15 protein-coding genes, 1 tRNA gene and 1 pseudogene are annotated in these 16,028 nt (G+C 71.7%); 13 read left to right on the top strand and 4 right to left on the bottom strand.

Annotated elements, in window-relative coordinates; all coding sequences use genetic code 11:
* Positions 1-24: 24 nt before the first annotated feature.
* Genes V1634_RS34800 through V1634_RS34755 form a run of 10 tightly spaced genes read left to right on the top strand, consistent with a single transcriptional unit; the run spans position 25 to position 9,686 of the window.
* Positions 25-303 (top strand): acyl carrier protein, encoded by a 279-nt coding sequence (locus tag V1634_RS34800; RefSeq protein ID WP_331211869.1) that lies wholly within the window; start codon positions 25-27, stop codon positions 301-303.
* Positions 300-1,232: a 3-oxoacyl-[acyl-carrier-protein] synthase III C-terminal domain-containing protein gene (locus tag V1634_RS34795; RefSeq protein WP_331211868.1), complete on the top strand. Its 933-nt coding sequence runs from the start codon at positions 300-302 to the stop codon at positions 1,230-1,232. The genes V1634_RS34800 and V1634_RS34795 overlap by 4 nt, the downstream gene beginning before the upstream one ends.
* Before the next feature lie 26 nt (positions 1,233-1,258).
* Positions 1,259-2,641: a preATP grasp domain-containing protein gene (locus V1634_RS34790; protein WP_331211900.1), complete on the top strand. Its 1,383-nt coding sequence runs from the start codon at positions 1,259-1,261 to the stop codon at positions 2,639-2,641.
* Positions 2,638-3,939, top strand: coding sequence for a diaminopimelate decarboxylase (lysA, locus tag V1634_RS34785; protein ID WP_331211867.1), 1,302 nt, complete (start codon positions 2,638-2,640; stop codon positions 3,937-3,939). Before V1634_RS34790 ends, lysA begins: the two co-directional genes overlap by 4 nt.
* On the top strand, positions 3,936-4,217 hold the full coding sequence (locus V1634_RS34780; RefSeq protein WP_331211866.1) for an acyl carrier protein: 282 nt from the start codon (positions 3,936-3,938) through the stop codon (positions 4,215-4,217). Before lysA ends, V1634_RS34780 begins: the two co-directional genes overlap by 4 nt.
* A gap of 1 nt (position 4,218) precedes the next feature.
* Positions 4,219-5,187, top strand: coding sequence for a hypothetical protein (locus V1634_RS34775; protein ID WP_331211865.1), 969 nt, complete (start codon positions 4,219-4,221; stop codon positions 5,185-5,187).
* Positions 5,187-5,930: a 4'-phosphopantetheinyl transferase family protein gene (locus V1634_RS34770; RefSeq protein WP_331211864.1), complete on the top strand. Its 744-nt coding sequence runs from the start codon at positions 5,187-5,189 to the stop codon at positions 5,928-5,930. The genes V1634_RS34775 and V1634_RS34770 overlap by 1 nt, the downstream gene beginning before the upstream one ends.
* On the top strand, positions 5,914-7,260 hold the full coding sequence (locus V1634_RS34765) for a cytochrome P450 (RefSeq protein WP_331211863.1): 1,347 nt from the start codon (positions 5,914-5,916) through the stop codon (positions 7,258-7,260). Before V1634_RS34770 ends, V1634_RS34765 begins: the two co-directional genes overlap by 17 nt.
* A complete protein-coding gene (locus V1634_RS34760; RefSeq protein WP_331211862.1) occupies positions 7,244-7,996 on the top strand; it encodes an SDR family NAD(P)-dependent oxidoreductase in 753 nt (250 codons plus the stop codon). Before V1634_RS34765 ends, V1634_RS34760 begins: the two co-directional genes overlap by 17 nt.
* Positions 7,997-8,051: 55 nt before the next feature.
* Positions 8,052-9,686 carry a flavin-containing monooxygenase gene (locus V1634_RS34755; protein WP_331211861.1) on the top strand — a complete coding sequence of 545 codons (1,635 nt, stop codon included), beginning with the start codon at positions 8,052-8,054 and terminating at the stop codon, positions 9,684-9,686.
* A gap of 18 nt (positions 9,687-9,704) precedes the next feature.
* Here the strand turns inward: V1634_RS34755 and V1634_RS34750 are convergent.
* From V1634_RS34750 to V1634_RS34735, 4 genes and pseudogenes are all read right to left on the bottom strand, one after another.
* A pseudogene (locus tag V1634_RS34750) lies at positions 9,705-10,183 on the bottom strand (DUF4185 domain-containing protein); the annotation flags it as partial.
* A 411-nt stretch (positions 10,184-10,594) separates the two neighbouring features.
* Positions 10,595-11,905: an ice-binding family protein gene (locus V1634_RS34745; protein ID WP_331211860.1), complete on the bottom strand. Its 1,311-nt coding sequence runs from the start codon at positions 11,903-11,905 to the stop codon at positions 10,595-10,597.
* Positions 11,906-12,109: 204 nt separating this feature from the next.
* Positions 12,110-12,265, bottom strand: a complete 156-nt coding sequence (locus V1634_RS34740) for a hypothetical protein (protein WP_331211859.1) — start codon at positions 12,263-12,265, stop codon at positions 12,110-12,112.
* Positions 12,266-12,362: 97 nt separating this feature from the next.
* Positions 12,363-12,435 (bottom strand) — tRNA-Leu (locus V1634_RS34735).
* An 86-nt stretch (positions 12,436-12,521) separates the two neighbouring features.
* Here V1634_RS34735 and V1634_RS34730 point away from each other — a divergent pair.
* The 3 genes from V1634_RS34730 (at position 12,522) to V1634_RS34720 (ending at position 15,935) form a co-directional block, all read left to right on the top strand.
* Positions 12,522-13,139 carry an ANTAR domain-containing response regulator gene (locus tag V1634_RS34730; RefSeq protein ID WP_107263441.1) on the top strand — a complete coding sequence of 206 codons (618 nt, stop codon included), beginning with the start codon at positions 12,522-12,524 and terminating at the stop codon, positions 13,137-13,139.
* A gap of 158 nt (positions 13,140-13,297) precedes the next feature.
* Entirely contained in the window at positions 13,298-14,554 is a 1,257-nt protein-coding gene (locus tag V1634_RS34725; protein ID WP_331211858.1) for a hypothetical protein, read from the top strand.
* A 223-nt stretch (positions 14,555-14,777) separates the two neighbouring features.
* On the top strand, positions 14,778-15,935 hold the full coding sequence (locus V1634_RS34720; RefSeq protein WP_331211857.1) for a branched-chain amino acid ABC transporter substrate-binding protein: 1,158 nt from the start codon (positions 14,778-14,780) through the stop codon (positions 15,933-15,935).
* Positions 15,936-16,028 lie beyond the last annotated feature (93 nt).

Below are 16,028 nucleotides of genomic sequence, written 5' to 3'. Positions count from 1 at the left end.
ACAGCAGAGAACCGAGGGAGCGCAGTGACCAGCTTTGCCACCAGTGACGACACCGATACCCTCCGCGCCTGGCTGATCGAGCGGGTCGCCAGCTACCTCGAGTGCGGACCCGCCCAGGTCGACCCGGCCCGGTCGCTGGCGGACTACGGCCTGCACTCGGTGCTGGCCCTCTCGCTCTGCGCGGATCTCGAGGACCACCTGCACGTCCGGCTGGAACCGACGCTGGTCTGGGACCACCCGAGCGTCGACGCGCTGGTCGCGCACCTGTCGACCGTGGTCGGCCGGGGCGAGGGTCCGCCGTGACCGCCCTGGCGGCGGTGTCGACGTTCACGCCGTCGAAGCGGGCACCGATCGGCGAGCTGGCGCAGTGGCTGGGAATCGACGACCGGCAACTCCGGGTGTTCCGGAGGTTCTACGGCCTCGGCGAGGTCTGCCTGCACCCGACCGGCACGCTGGCCGACCTGATGCTCGCGGCGGCCGGAAAGCTCGACGCGCTGCGCGGCGCCGAGGACCGGGTGCGGTACGTGGTGCAGGCCCGCACCATCGAGGCGGTGGAGCCGTACCCGGTCTCCGCGCTGCGGGAGGTCTGCGACGCACTGGGGCTGGGCCACGCGACGGCGTTCACGGTGACCCAGCACGGCTGCGCCTCCGGGCTGCTCGCGGTCGACCTGGCCGGCCGGCTGCTCGCCGAGGACGGCGACCCCGACGCTCTGGCGCTGGTCTTCGCCGGGGAGAAGGCCTTCACCCCGGGCGTACAGCTCATCCCGGAGACGTCGGTCATGGGAGAGGGCTCGGCCGCGGTGCTCGTCCGGCACGGCGGTCCCGGCGACCGGATGCTGTCGTACGCCACCCGCACCCACGGGCAGTTCCACAGCGGGCTGTACCTGGCGGGGGAGCTGGCCGAGGAGTTCCGGCTCCGGTACTTCGAGTACCTGGCCGAGGTCATCCTGGCCGCCCTGCACGAGGCCGGGATGGGGCTGCCCGACCTCGACCTCGTGCTGCCGCACAACGTCAACCGCTACTCGTGGGCCCGGGTGTGCCGGCACCTGGGTTTCCCGGAGGACCGGGTGCTGCTGGCCAACGTGGCGAGCCTCGGGCACTGCTACTCCGCCGACCCGTTCATCAACTACACCACCGCCGTCGAGACGGGCCGCCTCCAGCCCGGGAACCGCTATCTGATGGCCTCGGTCGGTCTCGGCGCCACATTTTCCGCAATGGTCTTCCAACACTGAAACGGTGGTTCGGGCTCTTGGTTGACGTGCATCGGTCGAGTGACGACTTCCTGAGCAGGCTGAAGGTGTCCCTGGTGGGCCAGCGCCGCACGCCGTTCGTCGTACTGGGGAACTTCGAGGTCGAGCAGTGCTGGGCCGACGGCGAGCACGGCCTGCCGAGGGCCAGGTTCAGCACGGCCGGCGCGGTGGTGAACCGGATGGACGAGTTCACGCTGCTGCTGGCCGGCCCGGACGACCACGTCGTACTCAAGGAGGCGCCCGACCCCGACTTCCTCGGCTATCTTTCCGCGCTCGGTGTGGCGCTGCCCGGTCTGCTGCACCCGGAGCGCCAGGATCCCGAGCGGGTCGTGACCGCGGACGTGCTCGACGACGAGCCGGCGCTGGCCCGGCTGCGGGCGCTGGCCGCGACCGGCGCGCACCTGCTGCCGCACGGCGTCTCGGTGCTGGAGGAGCGGCTCGCCCGAGCCGGCGGCCTGCCCGTCGCCGGCAGCCCGGCGACGCTCTGCAAGCAGGTGAACAGCAAGATCTACAGCCGGAGGCTCGCCGACGAACTCGGCCTGCCGCAGCCGGCCGGTTGGACCAGCGAGACGCTCTCCGAGTGGGCGGCGGCGGTCGGGCGGGCCCGGCAGCTCCTGGCGGCCGGCGGAACGGTCGCGGTGAAGGACGCCTTCGGGGTCTCCGGCCGGGGCATCCTGGTGCTCCGGGACGAAGCCCGGCTCGACCATCTCGACCGGATGCTGCACCGGCGGGCGGAACGCACCGGCGACGACCGGTTGGCGCTGGTCGTCGAGGAGTGGGTCGGCAAGCGTACCGACCTGAACTACCAGCTGACCGTCGGCCGTACCGGCACCGTCCACTTCGACTTCGTCAAGGAGGCGATCACCGAGGGGGGCGTGCACCAGGGACACCGCTTCCCGGCCCGGCTCACCGCGGCGGAGCACGACCAGGTGCGGGACGCGGGCGAACTGATCGGGCGGCGGCTGGCGGCGGAGGGCTACCGGGGGGTGGTCGGGATCGACGCGATCGTCCGGGACGACGGCCGGATCCTCCCGGTCATCGAGATCAACGCCCGGCACAACATGTCGACGTACCAGGCCCGGGTGCAGGAACTGTTGCTGGCACCGGGCCAGCGGGCCATGGCCCGGCACTACCCGGTGCGGCTGCGTACCCGGGTGCCGTTCAAGACCTTCCACGACCGGCTGGACGACCTTCTGCTCTCCGGTGCCGGCGGTACCGGAGTTCTGGTGACCAACTTCGCGACGGTGAACGCCGCCGCCGGGCGGTCGGGGGCGGAGACCTTCGACGGCCGGCTCTACACGCTGCTGATGGCCGACTCCACGGACCGGCTCGGCGCCGTCGACGCCGAGGTCGCCCGGCGGCTGCGCACCCTCGCGGAGGTGACCGGGTGAGTGTCGAGTTCGAGATCCAGGGGTTCACCGTCAGCGAGCTGGCGGAGCGGTTCGGCACGCCGATGTACCTCTACGACGGCGCCGAACTCCGCCGGCGGTTCACCGAACTCCGCGCCGGCCTGCACCCCGCCCTGGAGGTCTTCTACTCGCTCAAGGCGAACCCGAACGTGTCGGTCTGCGCGCTGCTCCGCTCGCTCGGCTCCGGAGCGGAGGTGTCGTCGCTGGCCGAGCTGGTCACGGCGGACCGGGCCGGCGTCGCCGCCTCGGACGTCATCTTCCTCGGGCCGGGCAAGACCGCCGAGGAGGTGGACGCCTGCGTACGCGGCGGCGTCGGGGCGATCGTCTGCGAGTCGTACGGCGAGCTGGACCTGATCGACCGGCGGGCCCGGGCGCACGGTGTCGTCGCGCCGGTGGTGCTGCGGGTCAACCCCAGCTTCTCGGTGAAGGGCTCCGGACTCACCATGGGCGGCCGGCCGCGCCAGTTCGGCATCGACGAGACCCAGCTGCGCGACGGTGACCCCGGCCGGCTGCGCAGGCCCGGCATCCGGGTGATCGGAATCCAGGTGTACGTCGGTACCCGGATCCTCAGCGAGCAGGTGATCGTCGAGAACACCCGTCGGATCTTCGAGCTGGCCGAGCGGATCAGCCGGCACTGCGACTTCCCGTTGGAGATCGTCGACGTCGGCGGCGGGCTGGGGGTCGCCTACTTCGACGGCGAGGACGACCTCGACCTGGATGTGCTCGCCGGGCTGCTCAACCCGGTGGTGGCGGACTTCGTCCGGCGACACCCCCGGACGAGGGTGCTGCTGGAGGTCGGCAGATACCTCACCGCACCGGCCGGCGTCTACGTCACCAGGGTCAACTACGTCAAGTCGTCCATGGGCGAGAACTTCGCGATCGTGGACGGCGGGACCAACCACCACATGGCGGCGGTGGGGATCGGCTCCTTCGTCAAGCGCAACTACCCGCTGGCCCTGCTCAACCGGGTCAAGGAGCCGGCCTCGGAGTCCTGGCACGTCACCGGGCCGCTCTGCACGCCCAACGACACCCTCGGCAAGGCGGTACGGCTGCCGCCGGTGCGGGTGGGCGACCTCGTCGGGGTCCTCCGGTCCGGTGCGTACGGGCCGTCCGCGTCACCCGTGCTGTTCCTCAGCCACGGCCATCCGGCGGAGGTACTGGTGGACGCCGGCCGGGCCCACCTGGTCCGCCGCCGGGACACCGTGGACGACCTGCTGAACCCGCAAGTTCTGTACACCGAGCCGGCCGGCGCCGGGTCCGATCAGGGAGTACCAGGATGACGCACAGTATCCCGACCTCGTACGTCGAACCGGGTGAGGAGCTTCTCGACCTGGTCCGCCGGGCCATCGCCCAGGTGCTCGAGCGGGACCCGGCGGAGATCGGGCCGGACTCCCGGCTCTTCGACGACCTCGGCCTGGACTCGACCAGTGCCCTCGAACTGCTGATGGAGATCGAGGCCGACTCGGGTGTCGAGTTCGACATGGACACCCTCGAACAACACCACTTCACCAGCGTACGGGCCCTGGCCGGCTACGTGCGGTGCCAGCTGGACGGCTAGCGTGCTGGTCACCGTCGCGCCGCCGATGGCCCGGGCGGTCCGGGTCGACCCCACCGTCCGGCTGCCGCTGCGGCTCGTCTCGGCCCGCCACCGCGCCTTCGGGCCGGACGCCGGTGCCGACGGCGGTGCCGGAACCGGTGTGCCGCCCTCCGTCGAGCGCTACCTGCGCGATCTCGTGGCGAGCCGGGGCGGTACCTTCCGACCCGAGGCGCTGCGGGCCGGCGCCGGCACGTCGTTCACGGCGATGGCCCACGGCCTGGTGGCCGAGATCGGCCCGGAATGGCCCTCGGTCGACCTGATCGTGCTCTGCCACGCCGTACCCGAGATCAATCCCGGGACGTCCCCGGCCTGCTCGCTGGTTGACGCCGCCCCCGGCACGCCGGTCGCCTTCACCGTCTGCGACCAGGGGCGGGTCGCGCCGTTCAGCGCGCTGCGGGTCGCCGGGGCGTACCTCGGCAGTGTGCCGCTGCGCCGCGTCCTGGTGCTGGTCCTGGACCAGGGCACCGTGCCCTGGGAGGTCGACGATCGGGCGGATCTGCCGAACAGGGACCTCGGGGTCGCGCTGGTCCTGGACCGGGTGCCCGCGCGGCGGGACTGCGGGGTGCTGCTCCAGCAGCATGCCGAGGTCGACCCGGGACAGGTCGGCGAACTCCTCCGGGCCCGGCTTCCCGCCCTGACCGCGCATCCGGGGCCGGTACGCGTGGTCGCCGGGTCGGGGGTGCCGCCGGGGCAGCTGACCGGGCTGGACGTGCCGGTGGTGGCGGCACCGGCGGGCCTGCTCTGCACCTCGGGCTGGGCGTACCTGTCCCAGGCCAGCCGGTCGACCGCGACCCCGGGCGGCGGCGACCCGGCCGGTACGGCCGACCCGGCCCGGCTCGTCCTCGTCGAGTACGAGTCCCGGCTGCGCCACCTGTCGCTCGCCGCGGTGGACCTCTGCGCGACCTCCGGGCCCGGCGGGCGGGACCGCTGATGGGCCCGCTCGGCTGCGACGGGGATCGCGTCGACCTGTGGGCGCTCGACCTGACGGCGGGTGCCGACGACGTGTGGCGGCTGACCGCGCTGCTCGACGCCGTCGAGCGGGATCGGGCCGCCCGACTGGCCGGGCCGCTCCGGCGGCGCTTCGTCGTCGCGCACGGACTGACCCGGACCGTGCTCGGTGGCTACCTCGGCCGCGCCCCGCACCTGGTCGTGCTGCGGCGCGGCCGGCACGGCAAGCCCGGACTGGACGGGCTGGAGCACAACGTCTCGCACCACGGTGACGTGGCGCTGCTGGCGGTGACGGCGTACCGGCCGGTGGGGGTGGACGTCGCCGACGGCCCCCGCCCCCGGTCGCCGGAGGCGTTCGCGCGGCGGTTCTTCGCCCCCGACGAGGTCGACGCCCTGCGGGTGCCGGACGCGGCCGACCGGCGACGGAGATTCCTGCGGATGTGGACCCGCAAGGAAGCCTGTGTCAAGGCGGACGGCGCGCGGCTGCGGCACGGGCTCGGGCTGCGGGTCGACGGCACCGGGACGGCGGCACCGACCAGCGGCACCGTCGTAGCGGGTGGTCCGGCCGGCCTGCCCGGACCCTGGTGGGTCGCCGACCTGCACCCGCCGCTGCCGGGTACGGCGGCCGTGGCGGTACGCGGCGCGGATCCGTGCCGGGTCGCCTGGCGGGAGACCGTGCGGGTGCCGAGGTCGTCGGATTGGGGGAGCCGTGGGCACACCGGTTGACTCCGCGGCGTTCGCGCTGCGGTTGTATCGACGGCGGGCGGTGGTCGCCTTCCACGGCTTCGCCCGCCGCGACCCGATGGCCCTGCTGGAAACCCGCCCCGGGCGGGTCGAGCCCTACCGCCTCTACGACCGGATGCGGGCGGTGGGGCCGATCATCCCCACCGTGCTGGGCAACTGGGCGGCGACCGGCCACCGGGTCTGCAACCAGGTCCTGCGCGACCGCCGGTTCGGCGTGCAGGGGCTCGGCGCCACGGTCGGTACCAGCCCGACCGACCTGTCGTTCGTGGACCGCGACCCGCCGGACCACACCCGGCTGCGCCGGCTCGCCGCGCCGGACTTCAGCCAGCGGCGGGTCGCCGGGTACCGTCCCCGGATCGAGGAGACCGCCGCCCGGCTCGTCGACCGGGCCGCCGGCCGTGGCACCTTCGACTTGGTCAGCGCGATCGCGGCGCCCCTGCCGATCACCGTGATCGCCGATCTGCTCGGCGTCGCGGGGGTCGACGAGGCCGCCTTCGCCCGCTACGGACTCGCGATCGGCGGCGCACTGGACGGCGTCCGCTCGGTACGCCAGGGCCGGCGTCTGGTGGCGGCGAGGGCCGAGGTCGACGCCATCTTCACCGAACTGGTGGCGCGGCGTCGCCGTGAGCCGGGCGACGACCTGGTCAGCCGGCTCGTCGCGGCCGAGGGCCGGGAGATCACCTCCGCCGAGCTGCTCGCGATGTGCACCCTGCTGCTCATCGCGGGCTTCGAGACGACGGTGAACCTGATCGGCAACGCCGTGCACGCACTGCTCGGCCATCCGGAGCAGTGGGCGCTGCTCCGCGAGGATCCGTCGCTGGCCGCCGCCGTCGTCGAGGAGACACTGCGCTACGACGCCCCGGTGCAGCGCGCGGCGCGGGTCGCCCACGAGGAGGTCGAGATCGCCGGTGCCCTGGTACGGCCGAACGACTGGGTCATCACCCTGCTGGGTGCCGCCAACCGCGACCCGGAGGTCTACCCGCACCCGGACCGGTTCGACATCACCCGGGGGCACGGCACCGACCACCTGGCCTTTTCCAGCGGCATCCACTACTGCCTGGGCGCCTCGCTGGCCCGGCTGGAGGGCGAGGTGGCGCTCGCGACCATCGCCGAGCGGCTGGACCTCGTCCCCGCCGGTCCGGTCAGCCGGCGCCGGAGCGCGACCATCCGCGGCTTCCTCCGGCTGCCCGTCGCCGTACGCCCGCACCGGGGCCGGTCCGCGTCGCGCCCGTGGATCGTCGGGTCCGCCCGGCCGTGGCGGAAGGCGACCGACGGAGAACCTGGGCGGAGTACCCGTGGCACGACTCGTTGACCGGGTGGCGCTGGTGACGGGCGCGGCCGGCGGCATCGGCCGGGCCACCGCGCTGCGGTTGGCCGACGAGGGCGCGGCGGTGCTGGTCACCGACATCCACGACGAGCCGGGGGAGGCCGTGGCCGCCGCGATCCGCGACAGCGGTGGCCGGGCGGCCTTCCTGCACCACGACGTCACCGCGGAGCCCTCCTGGCAGGCCGCCGTCGCGCGGGCCGTCGACCTCTTCGGCGGGCTCGACATCCTGGTGAACAACGCCGGTGTGCTGGACCTCGTCGGAATCGAGGAGACCACCCTGGACGATTACGAGCGGACGATCGCGGTGAACCAGACCGGTGTCTTCCTGGGGCTGAAGGCCGCCGCGCCGGCGTTGAAGGCCTCCGGGCACGGTGTGGTGGTCAACGTGAGTTCCATCTTCGGCGCCTCGGGTGGCTTCGGCACCTCACCGGCCTACCACGCCAGCAAGGGCGCGGTCCGGGTCATGACGAAGAACCTGGCGCTGCGCTGGGCGCAGCACGGGGTGCGGGTCAACTCCGTACACCCCGGGTTCATCGACACACCGCTGCTGGACTTCGTCCGGGGTACCGACGCCGAGGCCGGGATGGTCTCGCTCACCCCGATGGGCCGGCTGGGCCGCCCCGCCGAGGTGGCCGCCTGCGTGGCCTTCCTGGCCAGCGACGACGCCTCGTTCATGACCGGTTCCGAACTGTACGTCGACGGCGGCTACCAGGCCCGCTGAGCCCGTACCGTCCGGCGACCTGCCGCACCCCGCAGCGCACCGACCGAGGATGCCCATGACGACGAATACCTCCGACACCACGAGCGGGCCCGGCGACCACGTCGACGCCGTCGTCGTCGGGGCCGGCCTCGCCGGCCTGTACATGCTGTACCGGCTGCGGCAGCTCGGCCTCGTCGTCCGCGCCTTCGAGGCCGGCGACGACGTCGGCGGCACGTGGTACTGGAACCGGTACCCCGGAGCGCGCTGCGACGTGGAGAGCATGCACTACTCGTACTCCTTCTCGCCCGAACTGGAGCAGGAGTGGAACTGGTCGGAGCGCTATCCGGGCCAGCCGGAGCTGCTGCGGTACATCCGGCATGTGGCCGACCGGTTCGACCTCCGCCGGCACGTGCGGTTCGGGACCAGGGTCGTCGCCGCGCACCACGACGAGCTGACCCGCACCTGGCGGGTGCGCACCGACCACGGCCAGCCGGTCACGGCGCGGTTCTGCGTGCTGGCCACCGGCTGCCTGTCGGTCGCCAAGGCACCGGAGATCCCCGGCCTCGACTCGTTCGCCGGGCCGGTGCACCACACCGCGCGGTGGCCGCACGACGGGGTCGACTTCACCGGGCTGCGGGTCGGGCTCGTCGGCACCGGGTCCTCAGGGGTGCAGTCGATCCCGGTCATCGCCCGGCAGGCCGCCGAGCTCACGGTCTTCCAGCGGACCCCGGCGTACAGCATGCCGGCGCAGAACCGGCCGCTGACCGACGCGGAACGCGATCAGCTCAAGGCCCGGTACCGGGTGTTCCGCCGGCAGCAACGCGAGTCGGGCTTCGGCGTGCCGAGCCCGCATCCACCGGCGACGCGGTCGGCGCTCCAGGTCGGGGCCGACGAACGGAACCGGACGTACCAGCAGAGGTGGGAGTTCGGCAGTGTCACCGCCCTGATGAGCGCCTACACCGACCTGGCGGTCGACGAGTACGCCAACGACACCGCGGCCGAGTTCGTCCGGTCGAAGATCCGCCAGATCGTCCGGGACCCCGTGGTCGCCGAGGACCTCTGCCCCCGCTACCCGTTCGGTACGAAGCGGCCCTGCCTCGACACCGACTACTACGCCACCTTCAACCGCGACAACGTACGCCTGGTCAACCTGCGCCGGACCCCGCTGGTGGCGGTCACCGCGCGGGGTGTCCGGACGTCGGTCCACGAGTACGAGTGCGACGCCCTCGTCCTCGCCACCGGCTTCGACGCGATGACCGGCGCCCTGACCGCCATCGACATCCGGGGTCGGTCGGGGCGGTCGCTCCGGGAGAAGTGGGCCGCCGGACCCCGTACCTACCTCGGGCTCGCCACGTCGGGCTTCCCCAACCTGTTCATGATCACCGGGCCGGGTAGCCCTTCGGCGCTCAGTAACATGATCGTCTCCATCGAGCAGCACGTGGAATGGATCGCCGACTGCGTCCGGTGGCTTCGCGAGCACGGCCTGACCACGATCGAGGCCACCCGGTCGGCCGAGGACGACTGGGTCGACCACGTCGACGCCGTCGCCCGCGGCACTCTCTACCCGAGGACCGACTCCTGGTATCTCGGCGCGAACGTGCCCGGCAAGGCCCGGGTCTTCATGCCGTACGTCGGCGGGGTGGGCGCGTACCGCAGGATCTGCGACGGTGTCGCCGCCGACGGGTACCGGGGCTTCACGGCGACCCCCTGAAGGGCCGACAGCCCGGTCCCGGCTGGACCAGGGGTGGATGAATCCGCCGTACAGCGCCGGCTCCTGCCACGAACCGAGGGCTCCCCGAAGCGGCCGTTCAGGATCGGCGAGCAGGGCCGGCCCCAGCCCCAGTCGCTGCCGTTCCAGCCCCAGCCCTGGTACGACTCGGGGTGGGACATCCGGTCCCAGGGGACCCGGTGCGACATCATCGGGCCGTCCTGGCGGCCGGACCGCACCGAGAAGACGTAGCCCCAGTCACCGTCGCGCTGCATCGTCCACATCTGGAACGGGTCGGTGTTGCCGCCGTTGTTCCACCACTTCAGCGGCGTACGGACGAAGTCGTTGCCGTTGTCGGAGCAGGCGCGGCCGGCATAGCGGGTCCGCCAGTGTGGCGCGTTCCAGTTCTCGATGCTCAGGTAGGAGATCAGTTGCCGGCCGGTTTCCGGGAAGCTGATCCCGTCGTTGGGGATGACGGTCGGTGCCGGCCACCCGCCATTGGCTGTTGGTGTCCAGGTCCGCCCCGGTCAGGCGCTTCTTCCAGGTGGCGGCCTGGGCGGTGCCGGGCAGTGCGGGGGTGGCGCGACGGCAGCTCTGAAGAAACCCTTCGTCGGCTCCGCTGATCAAGTCAAGTACTTGCATGTCCGGGACACCGCGCTCCGGCGCCGCCTCTGGTGCAATCCTTCGACCGGGCTCAGGTGGGCCTTCGACCAGGCTCAGGTGGCCAGGTGGCGCGCTCGGCGGGTGTCGATGAATACGCGGGAACCGGCGGCGAGATCCGTAGCGGCGGGGCCGGCGGTGGATGCCACCCTCTGCTGGGCCGACGGCGCAGTGCGGGGAACGGTGGTTTCGTTCGACGGCCGGCGGAGGTGGGGGGCAGGATCGACGGATGCGGCGGCCATGCAGGCGCGTCACGCGACGGAGAAGGTCACCGTGCCGGTGTATTCACCGGCCACGGCCGCGAGCGGGATTTCGACGGAGACGACTGGATCCCAGGTGGCGGAGGTGACGCCGCTACCGTCGGTGAGTGTGTAGGCGGTACGTTCCACGTCGAGGGTCTGAGCGTCCTGCGGGGTGGGTTGGCCCGAGGTGAAGGTGCCGGTCCCGGTGGTCGAGGTGGCCGGCCCGGACCAGTACGACACGTTGACACTGGCCACGGTCCAGACGGGGCTGCCGGTGGTGACAAAGTCCGTCGCGACCACCGTCGCGGTCCAGCTCGCGTCTGCGAGTCCACGCTCGTCGGTCACCGTCACCGGTCCGAGATTGCCGGAGACGGTACCGCCGGGAGCGGCGCTGCCGAGCTCGGCCGCCGTCGGTGCGCTGATCGACAGCTCCCCCGGTTCGGCGCAGGTCGACCGGGTGATCGTGTCGGTGTCCATGGTGACCGCGCCGTTGATCGCCATCGTCCGGCCGTCGACCACCAGCCCCGCCCCGACGGTGATCGAGGTGAAGGCCAGGACGTTCCCCCGCAGGGTGGAGTTGGCGCCGAACGTTGCGGAACTGCCGACCTGCCAGAAGACGTTGCACGATTGCGCACCGTTGATCAGGTTCACGGTGCTGTCGGCGGCAGTGATCAGGGTGGAGACGGCCTTGAAGATGAAGACCGCGTTCGGGTCACCCTCGGCGTCGAGAGTGAGCGTGCCGGCGATCCCGAAGGTGCCGCTGACGGAGCTGTACACGCCGGTGGTCCGGGTGGTTCCACCCAGGTCGCCCGAGATGGTGTCCGTGCTGGTCCGCGACACGGCGTTGTTGTAGGCGATGGCCAGGTCAGCCTGCGCCTGCACGGCGGGGCCGTCGTTCGAGTGGATCGAGCCGTTGACCTGGCCAGGAGGGAATCCCGTCACGGCGCTACCTGGGCTCACTCCGATGTCGCCGGTGACCACCGAGAGGCCGGTGTTCGTGACCGTCGTGCCGGCGAGGACCGCGAAGTCGGCGGCGGTGCCCAGCGGCACCGGCACGGTTTCCGCCCTCGCGCTGCTGGGCGCGATCACATCGACCAGCAGAGCGGTCGCGCAGGCCAGGGTCAGCGCCATAGCGGCCCGGCCGATCGCGGTGAGGCTACGGCGAGGGACCGCCGGACCGAGGCTCGTCATGGATCCTTCCTGTGGACTGAGATGTCGAGGAATAGACGAACTCCCAATGACTGTCCATAACCCCTGGGTCGGGCTGGGATCAACCAAGACGCCTTTCACGCGTAACAGGCCGGTGCCTTTCGACAGCATGGTGGGAATCCGTGTCGGCAGGGACGCGTCGTTTCAGCACTTCCCAACTCGGGCGGCACCTCTGACGGCCCGGTCGGCGACGTCCATCGAATCAGGTTTTACGGGGCAAAGTGGCCGAAACGTACCAATTTCTCAGAGGCTCACCTTCAGGTTGGGCCCGCGACGCCGACCTGATCGACTACCTGCCCATGGCTGCGATCGACATCACTCCGCTACCCGAAGGAACGGCACCGCCGCCGCCATGACGCCTTCCACCCGGAGATCCGCTACCACGTCGCCACCCACAGGGTCACCCTCCGGGTTGCCCTCGACGCCGAGACCACGGCCGCGCCCGTCGACATCCTCGGTACGGGGAGTCATCCGTCGAACAGGCTCCCACCAGCAGAAACGCAGAAGCCGGGCGCAGTGGGCCAACTGGCCCGTGCGCCCGGCGGGAAGTCGGGTGGGATCTTCTGAGTGCCCCCGGTGGGATTCGAACCCACACTGTCGATCTTTTGAGAATCGCGCCTCTGCCGTTGGGCTACAGGGGCCTGGCGTCGATAAGACTACCCACTACGCTGAGGGCGGCGACACCCGGCTGGGCAGGTGTCGGAAACGTAGTTGGGGGTAGGGGCTCGTGGCCGACATTCAGGCTGGTACCGAGCGTAGGCGGGTGTTGATCGCCGAGGACGAGGCGCTCATCCGGCTGGACCTGGCCGAGATGCTGGTCGAGGAGGGCTACGACGTCGTGGGGGAGGCGGGCGACGGCGAGACCGCGGTGCGCCTCGCCGAGGAGCTGAAGCCCGACCTCGTCATCCTCGACATCAAGATGCCCATCATGGACGGGCTGGCCGCGGCGGAACGGATCGCCGGTGGCCGGATCGCCCCGGTGGTCATCCTGACCGCGTTCAGCCAGCGGGACCTGGTGGAGCGGGCGCGGGCGGCCGGCGCGATGGCGTACCTGGTCAAGCCGTTCCAGAAGAGCGACCTGGTGCCGGCGATCGAGATCGCGTTGTCGCGCTACTCGGAGATCGCCGCCCTGGAGGCCGAGGTGGCCGGCCTGACCGATCGCCTGGAGATCCGCAAGACGGTCGAGCGGGCCAAGGGCGCGCTGATGACGACCTACGGGATGACCGAGCCGCAGGCGTTCAAGTGGATCCAGCGCACCGCCATGGACCACCGGATGACGATGCGTGAGGTGGCCGAGCGGATCCTCGCCGAGGGCACCGGCACCGAGCCGGCCGAGGCGGGCTGAGGCCGACGCCTCGCGAGAGCGGCCGCCCGGTGCTGGCGACCGGGCCGCCCGGTGCGGGTCCGGCGCCGGCCGGGAAGTCGAGCGCCGGAGGGGACCGGCCGGGAGTACCGGATTCGCGGGATGGCATCCCGCGCTCACCGGCACCTAGGATTCGCCACATGTGGATCCGGCGTCCGCGCGCCCGTCGTCGGCCCGGCCGCCTCCGCCGCCCGGGTGCCGCCGCCCTGCTCTGCCTGGTGCTGGTCGCGGCCGGCTGCGACCGCCCCCAGGAGGAACCGGACGCCGCCCTGACAGCCCGCTGGCAGCCGGTGACCCTGCCCGCACCGTCCGGTATGTCGGGCCGGTTGATGATCCGCGACATCGCGACGTGTGCCGGTCGGTGGTACGTCGTCGGCGCGCTCGCCAACGCCGAGGACGGTGTCCGGGACGCCGACACCCGCCCCGTCGCCTGGACCAGCCCGGACGGGCGTTCCTGGACCTCACTCCGGCTGACCCCACGGACGTACTACGGCGAGCGCAGCGTCCTCTACTCGGTGGCCTGTGCCGACGGCGGCGCGGCGGTGATCGGGGCGAAGCGCGGTGGTGCGCACGCCAACCCCCGGGTCAGCACCTGGCGGCAGGTTCCGGACGGGTCGCTGGTCGAGGTGTCGGCGCCGTTCGAGCTGTACGGCGGTCCGCAGGCGATGGACGTGGCCCGGATCGGCGCGGGTCCGCAGGGCTGGCTGATCGCCGGCAACCGGATGAGCGGGGCCGCTGTCTGGCTGTCGCCGGACGCCGCCCGGTTCGAGATCCTGGAGGCCGCGCCGGGCCTGGCCAACGACGGCGGCGGCGAGACGTGGGCCTTCGAGGGGATCGCCACCGCACCCGGCTGGCTGCTGGTCGGTGGCATCGTCCGGGCCGGCCGGACCGATCGGGATCCGCTCGCCTGGACCTCGCCGGACGGGCGGCGGTGGCAACGGCTCGACCTTCCGTTCACCGACGAGTACGAGGAACTCCAGCGGGTCGTCCTGCTCGGCGGCACCCCGGTCGCGGTCGGGTTGCGGGGCGGCGCCTTCGGCGCCTGGCGTGGCGCCGCGTCGTCGGCGGGTGTGACGTCCGCCGCCCCGCCGTCCGCCGGCTGGAGCGCGGTCGGGCGGTTCGGGACCGCCGGCCAGGGCGGTGTGCCCCGGGTGCGCGCGCTCACCACCGCCGGAAACCGGCTGCTGGCCGCGACGTCCAACGGGAGCGAACACGGCCTGTGGTCATCTGATGACGCAGGGTCAACATGGCGGGTGGTCACCGCCCCGGTTCGGATGCCCGCCGGGGTCTATCAGGACGTCGTGGTGCGCGCCGACGAAGCGCGGATACTGCTGGCCGTGGACGACGGGGAACGCGGCGGACTGTGGATCACAGATGCCCTGTCCAGCGGTGAATAGGGACCTGTGGATGGGTCATATGTTACGGACGAGGGGCCTGTTGCACTCGTGTTCGTAACGGTTTGGCAAGCCCGCCCATTAGCTCTTCCGGGACGGATTACGCCTCCGCTACGCTGCGCCATCACGAGCCGTAGCGCAGGTGTGCGGTTCAGGTTCGGGACGGCGACGCGGAGGTCATGCCGTCACCGATGCCGCACCCTGCATCTGGAGGAGGTCAAAAGCCGTGAGGCGAAAGAATGTACGGGCCGTCGGCACCGCCGCGCTGGCGGTGATGGCGATGCTCGCCGCAGCCGGTTGCCAGGATTCCGGCGGCGGCACCGCGGAGGGCGACAAGGAGTGTGGTGGCAAGATCGCCATCTTCGGCGCTTTCACCGGTCCGAACGCCGGTCTGGTGACCCCGTCGCTGAACGGCGCGAAGCTGGCCGTCAAGGAGCACAACGCCGCCAACCCGAACTGCAAGGTCACCCTGCAGGACTTCGACACCCAGGGCAACGCCGACCAGGCCACCCCGGTCGCGAGCCAGGTCGCCCAGGACGCCAGCTTCACCTCGGTGATCGGCGGCCACTTCTCGGCTGAGACCAAGGCGACGATGGGCACCTACCAGGCCGCCGGCCTCGTCATGGTGAGCCCGTCGGCGACGGCCGCCGAGCTGACCACTCTCGGCAACAAGAACTTCTTCCGGGTCGTCGGCAACGACAAGACCCAGGGCGGCGCCGCGGTCACCTACATCAAGGACGTACTCAAGGCCCAGAAGGTCTTCGCGATCGACGACAGCCAGACCTACGGCGCGGGCATCATCGCCGAGGTGAAGGCCGGCCTCGGTCCGATCGTGGTGGCGGAGGACAAGGTCCAGGCCGACCAGCAGAACTTCGACGCGACCATCTCGAAGATCAAGTCCGCCGCGCCGGACGTCATCGCCTACGCCGGCTACACCAACGAGGCCGCCCCGCTGCTCAAGCAGGCCCGGGCTGCCGGTGTGACCGCCAAGTTCCTCGGCTTCGACGGCCTCTACGACCCCGGCTTCCCGAACGGTGCCGGCGAGGGTGCCGCCGAGGGCGCGATCGTGACCTGCCCCTGCCTGCCCGCCGACAAGGCCGGCGGCACCTTCGCCGCCGACTTCCAGAAGGAGTACGGGCTCGCGCCGGGCTCCTACGGCGCGGAGGGCTACGACGGGGCGAAGATCCTGCTGGAGGGCTACGCCGCTGGCAAGACCAGCCGCGAGGAGCTGCTCGAGTGGGTCCGCAGCTACGACAAGCAGGGTGTCTCGAAGTACCTGAAGTTCGACGCGAACGGCGACGTCGACCGCTCTCGCGTGGTCATCTGGGCGTACGAGGTCAAGGCCAAGCAGTTCGTGGCCCAGCAGGAGATCAAGCTCAGCTGAGCCAGACAACCGACGTGGGGGCGGGGGGGGCCCCCCCCCCCCCCCCGGGGGCGGGGGGGGCGTAGTGGAACTGGCTGTACTCATAGGGGCTAA

The sequence above is a fragment of the Plantactinospora veratri genome (assembly GCF_036421995.1).
Lineage (GTDB): Bacteria > Actinomycetota > Actinomycetes > Mycobacteriales > Micromonosporaceae > Plantactinospora > Plantactinospora veratri.
The sequence above is the reverse complement of the archived record's forward strand: the minus strand, read 5'-3'. Positions and strand labels throughout refer to the sequence as shown.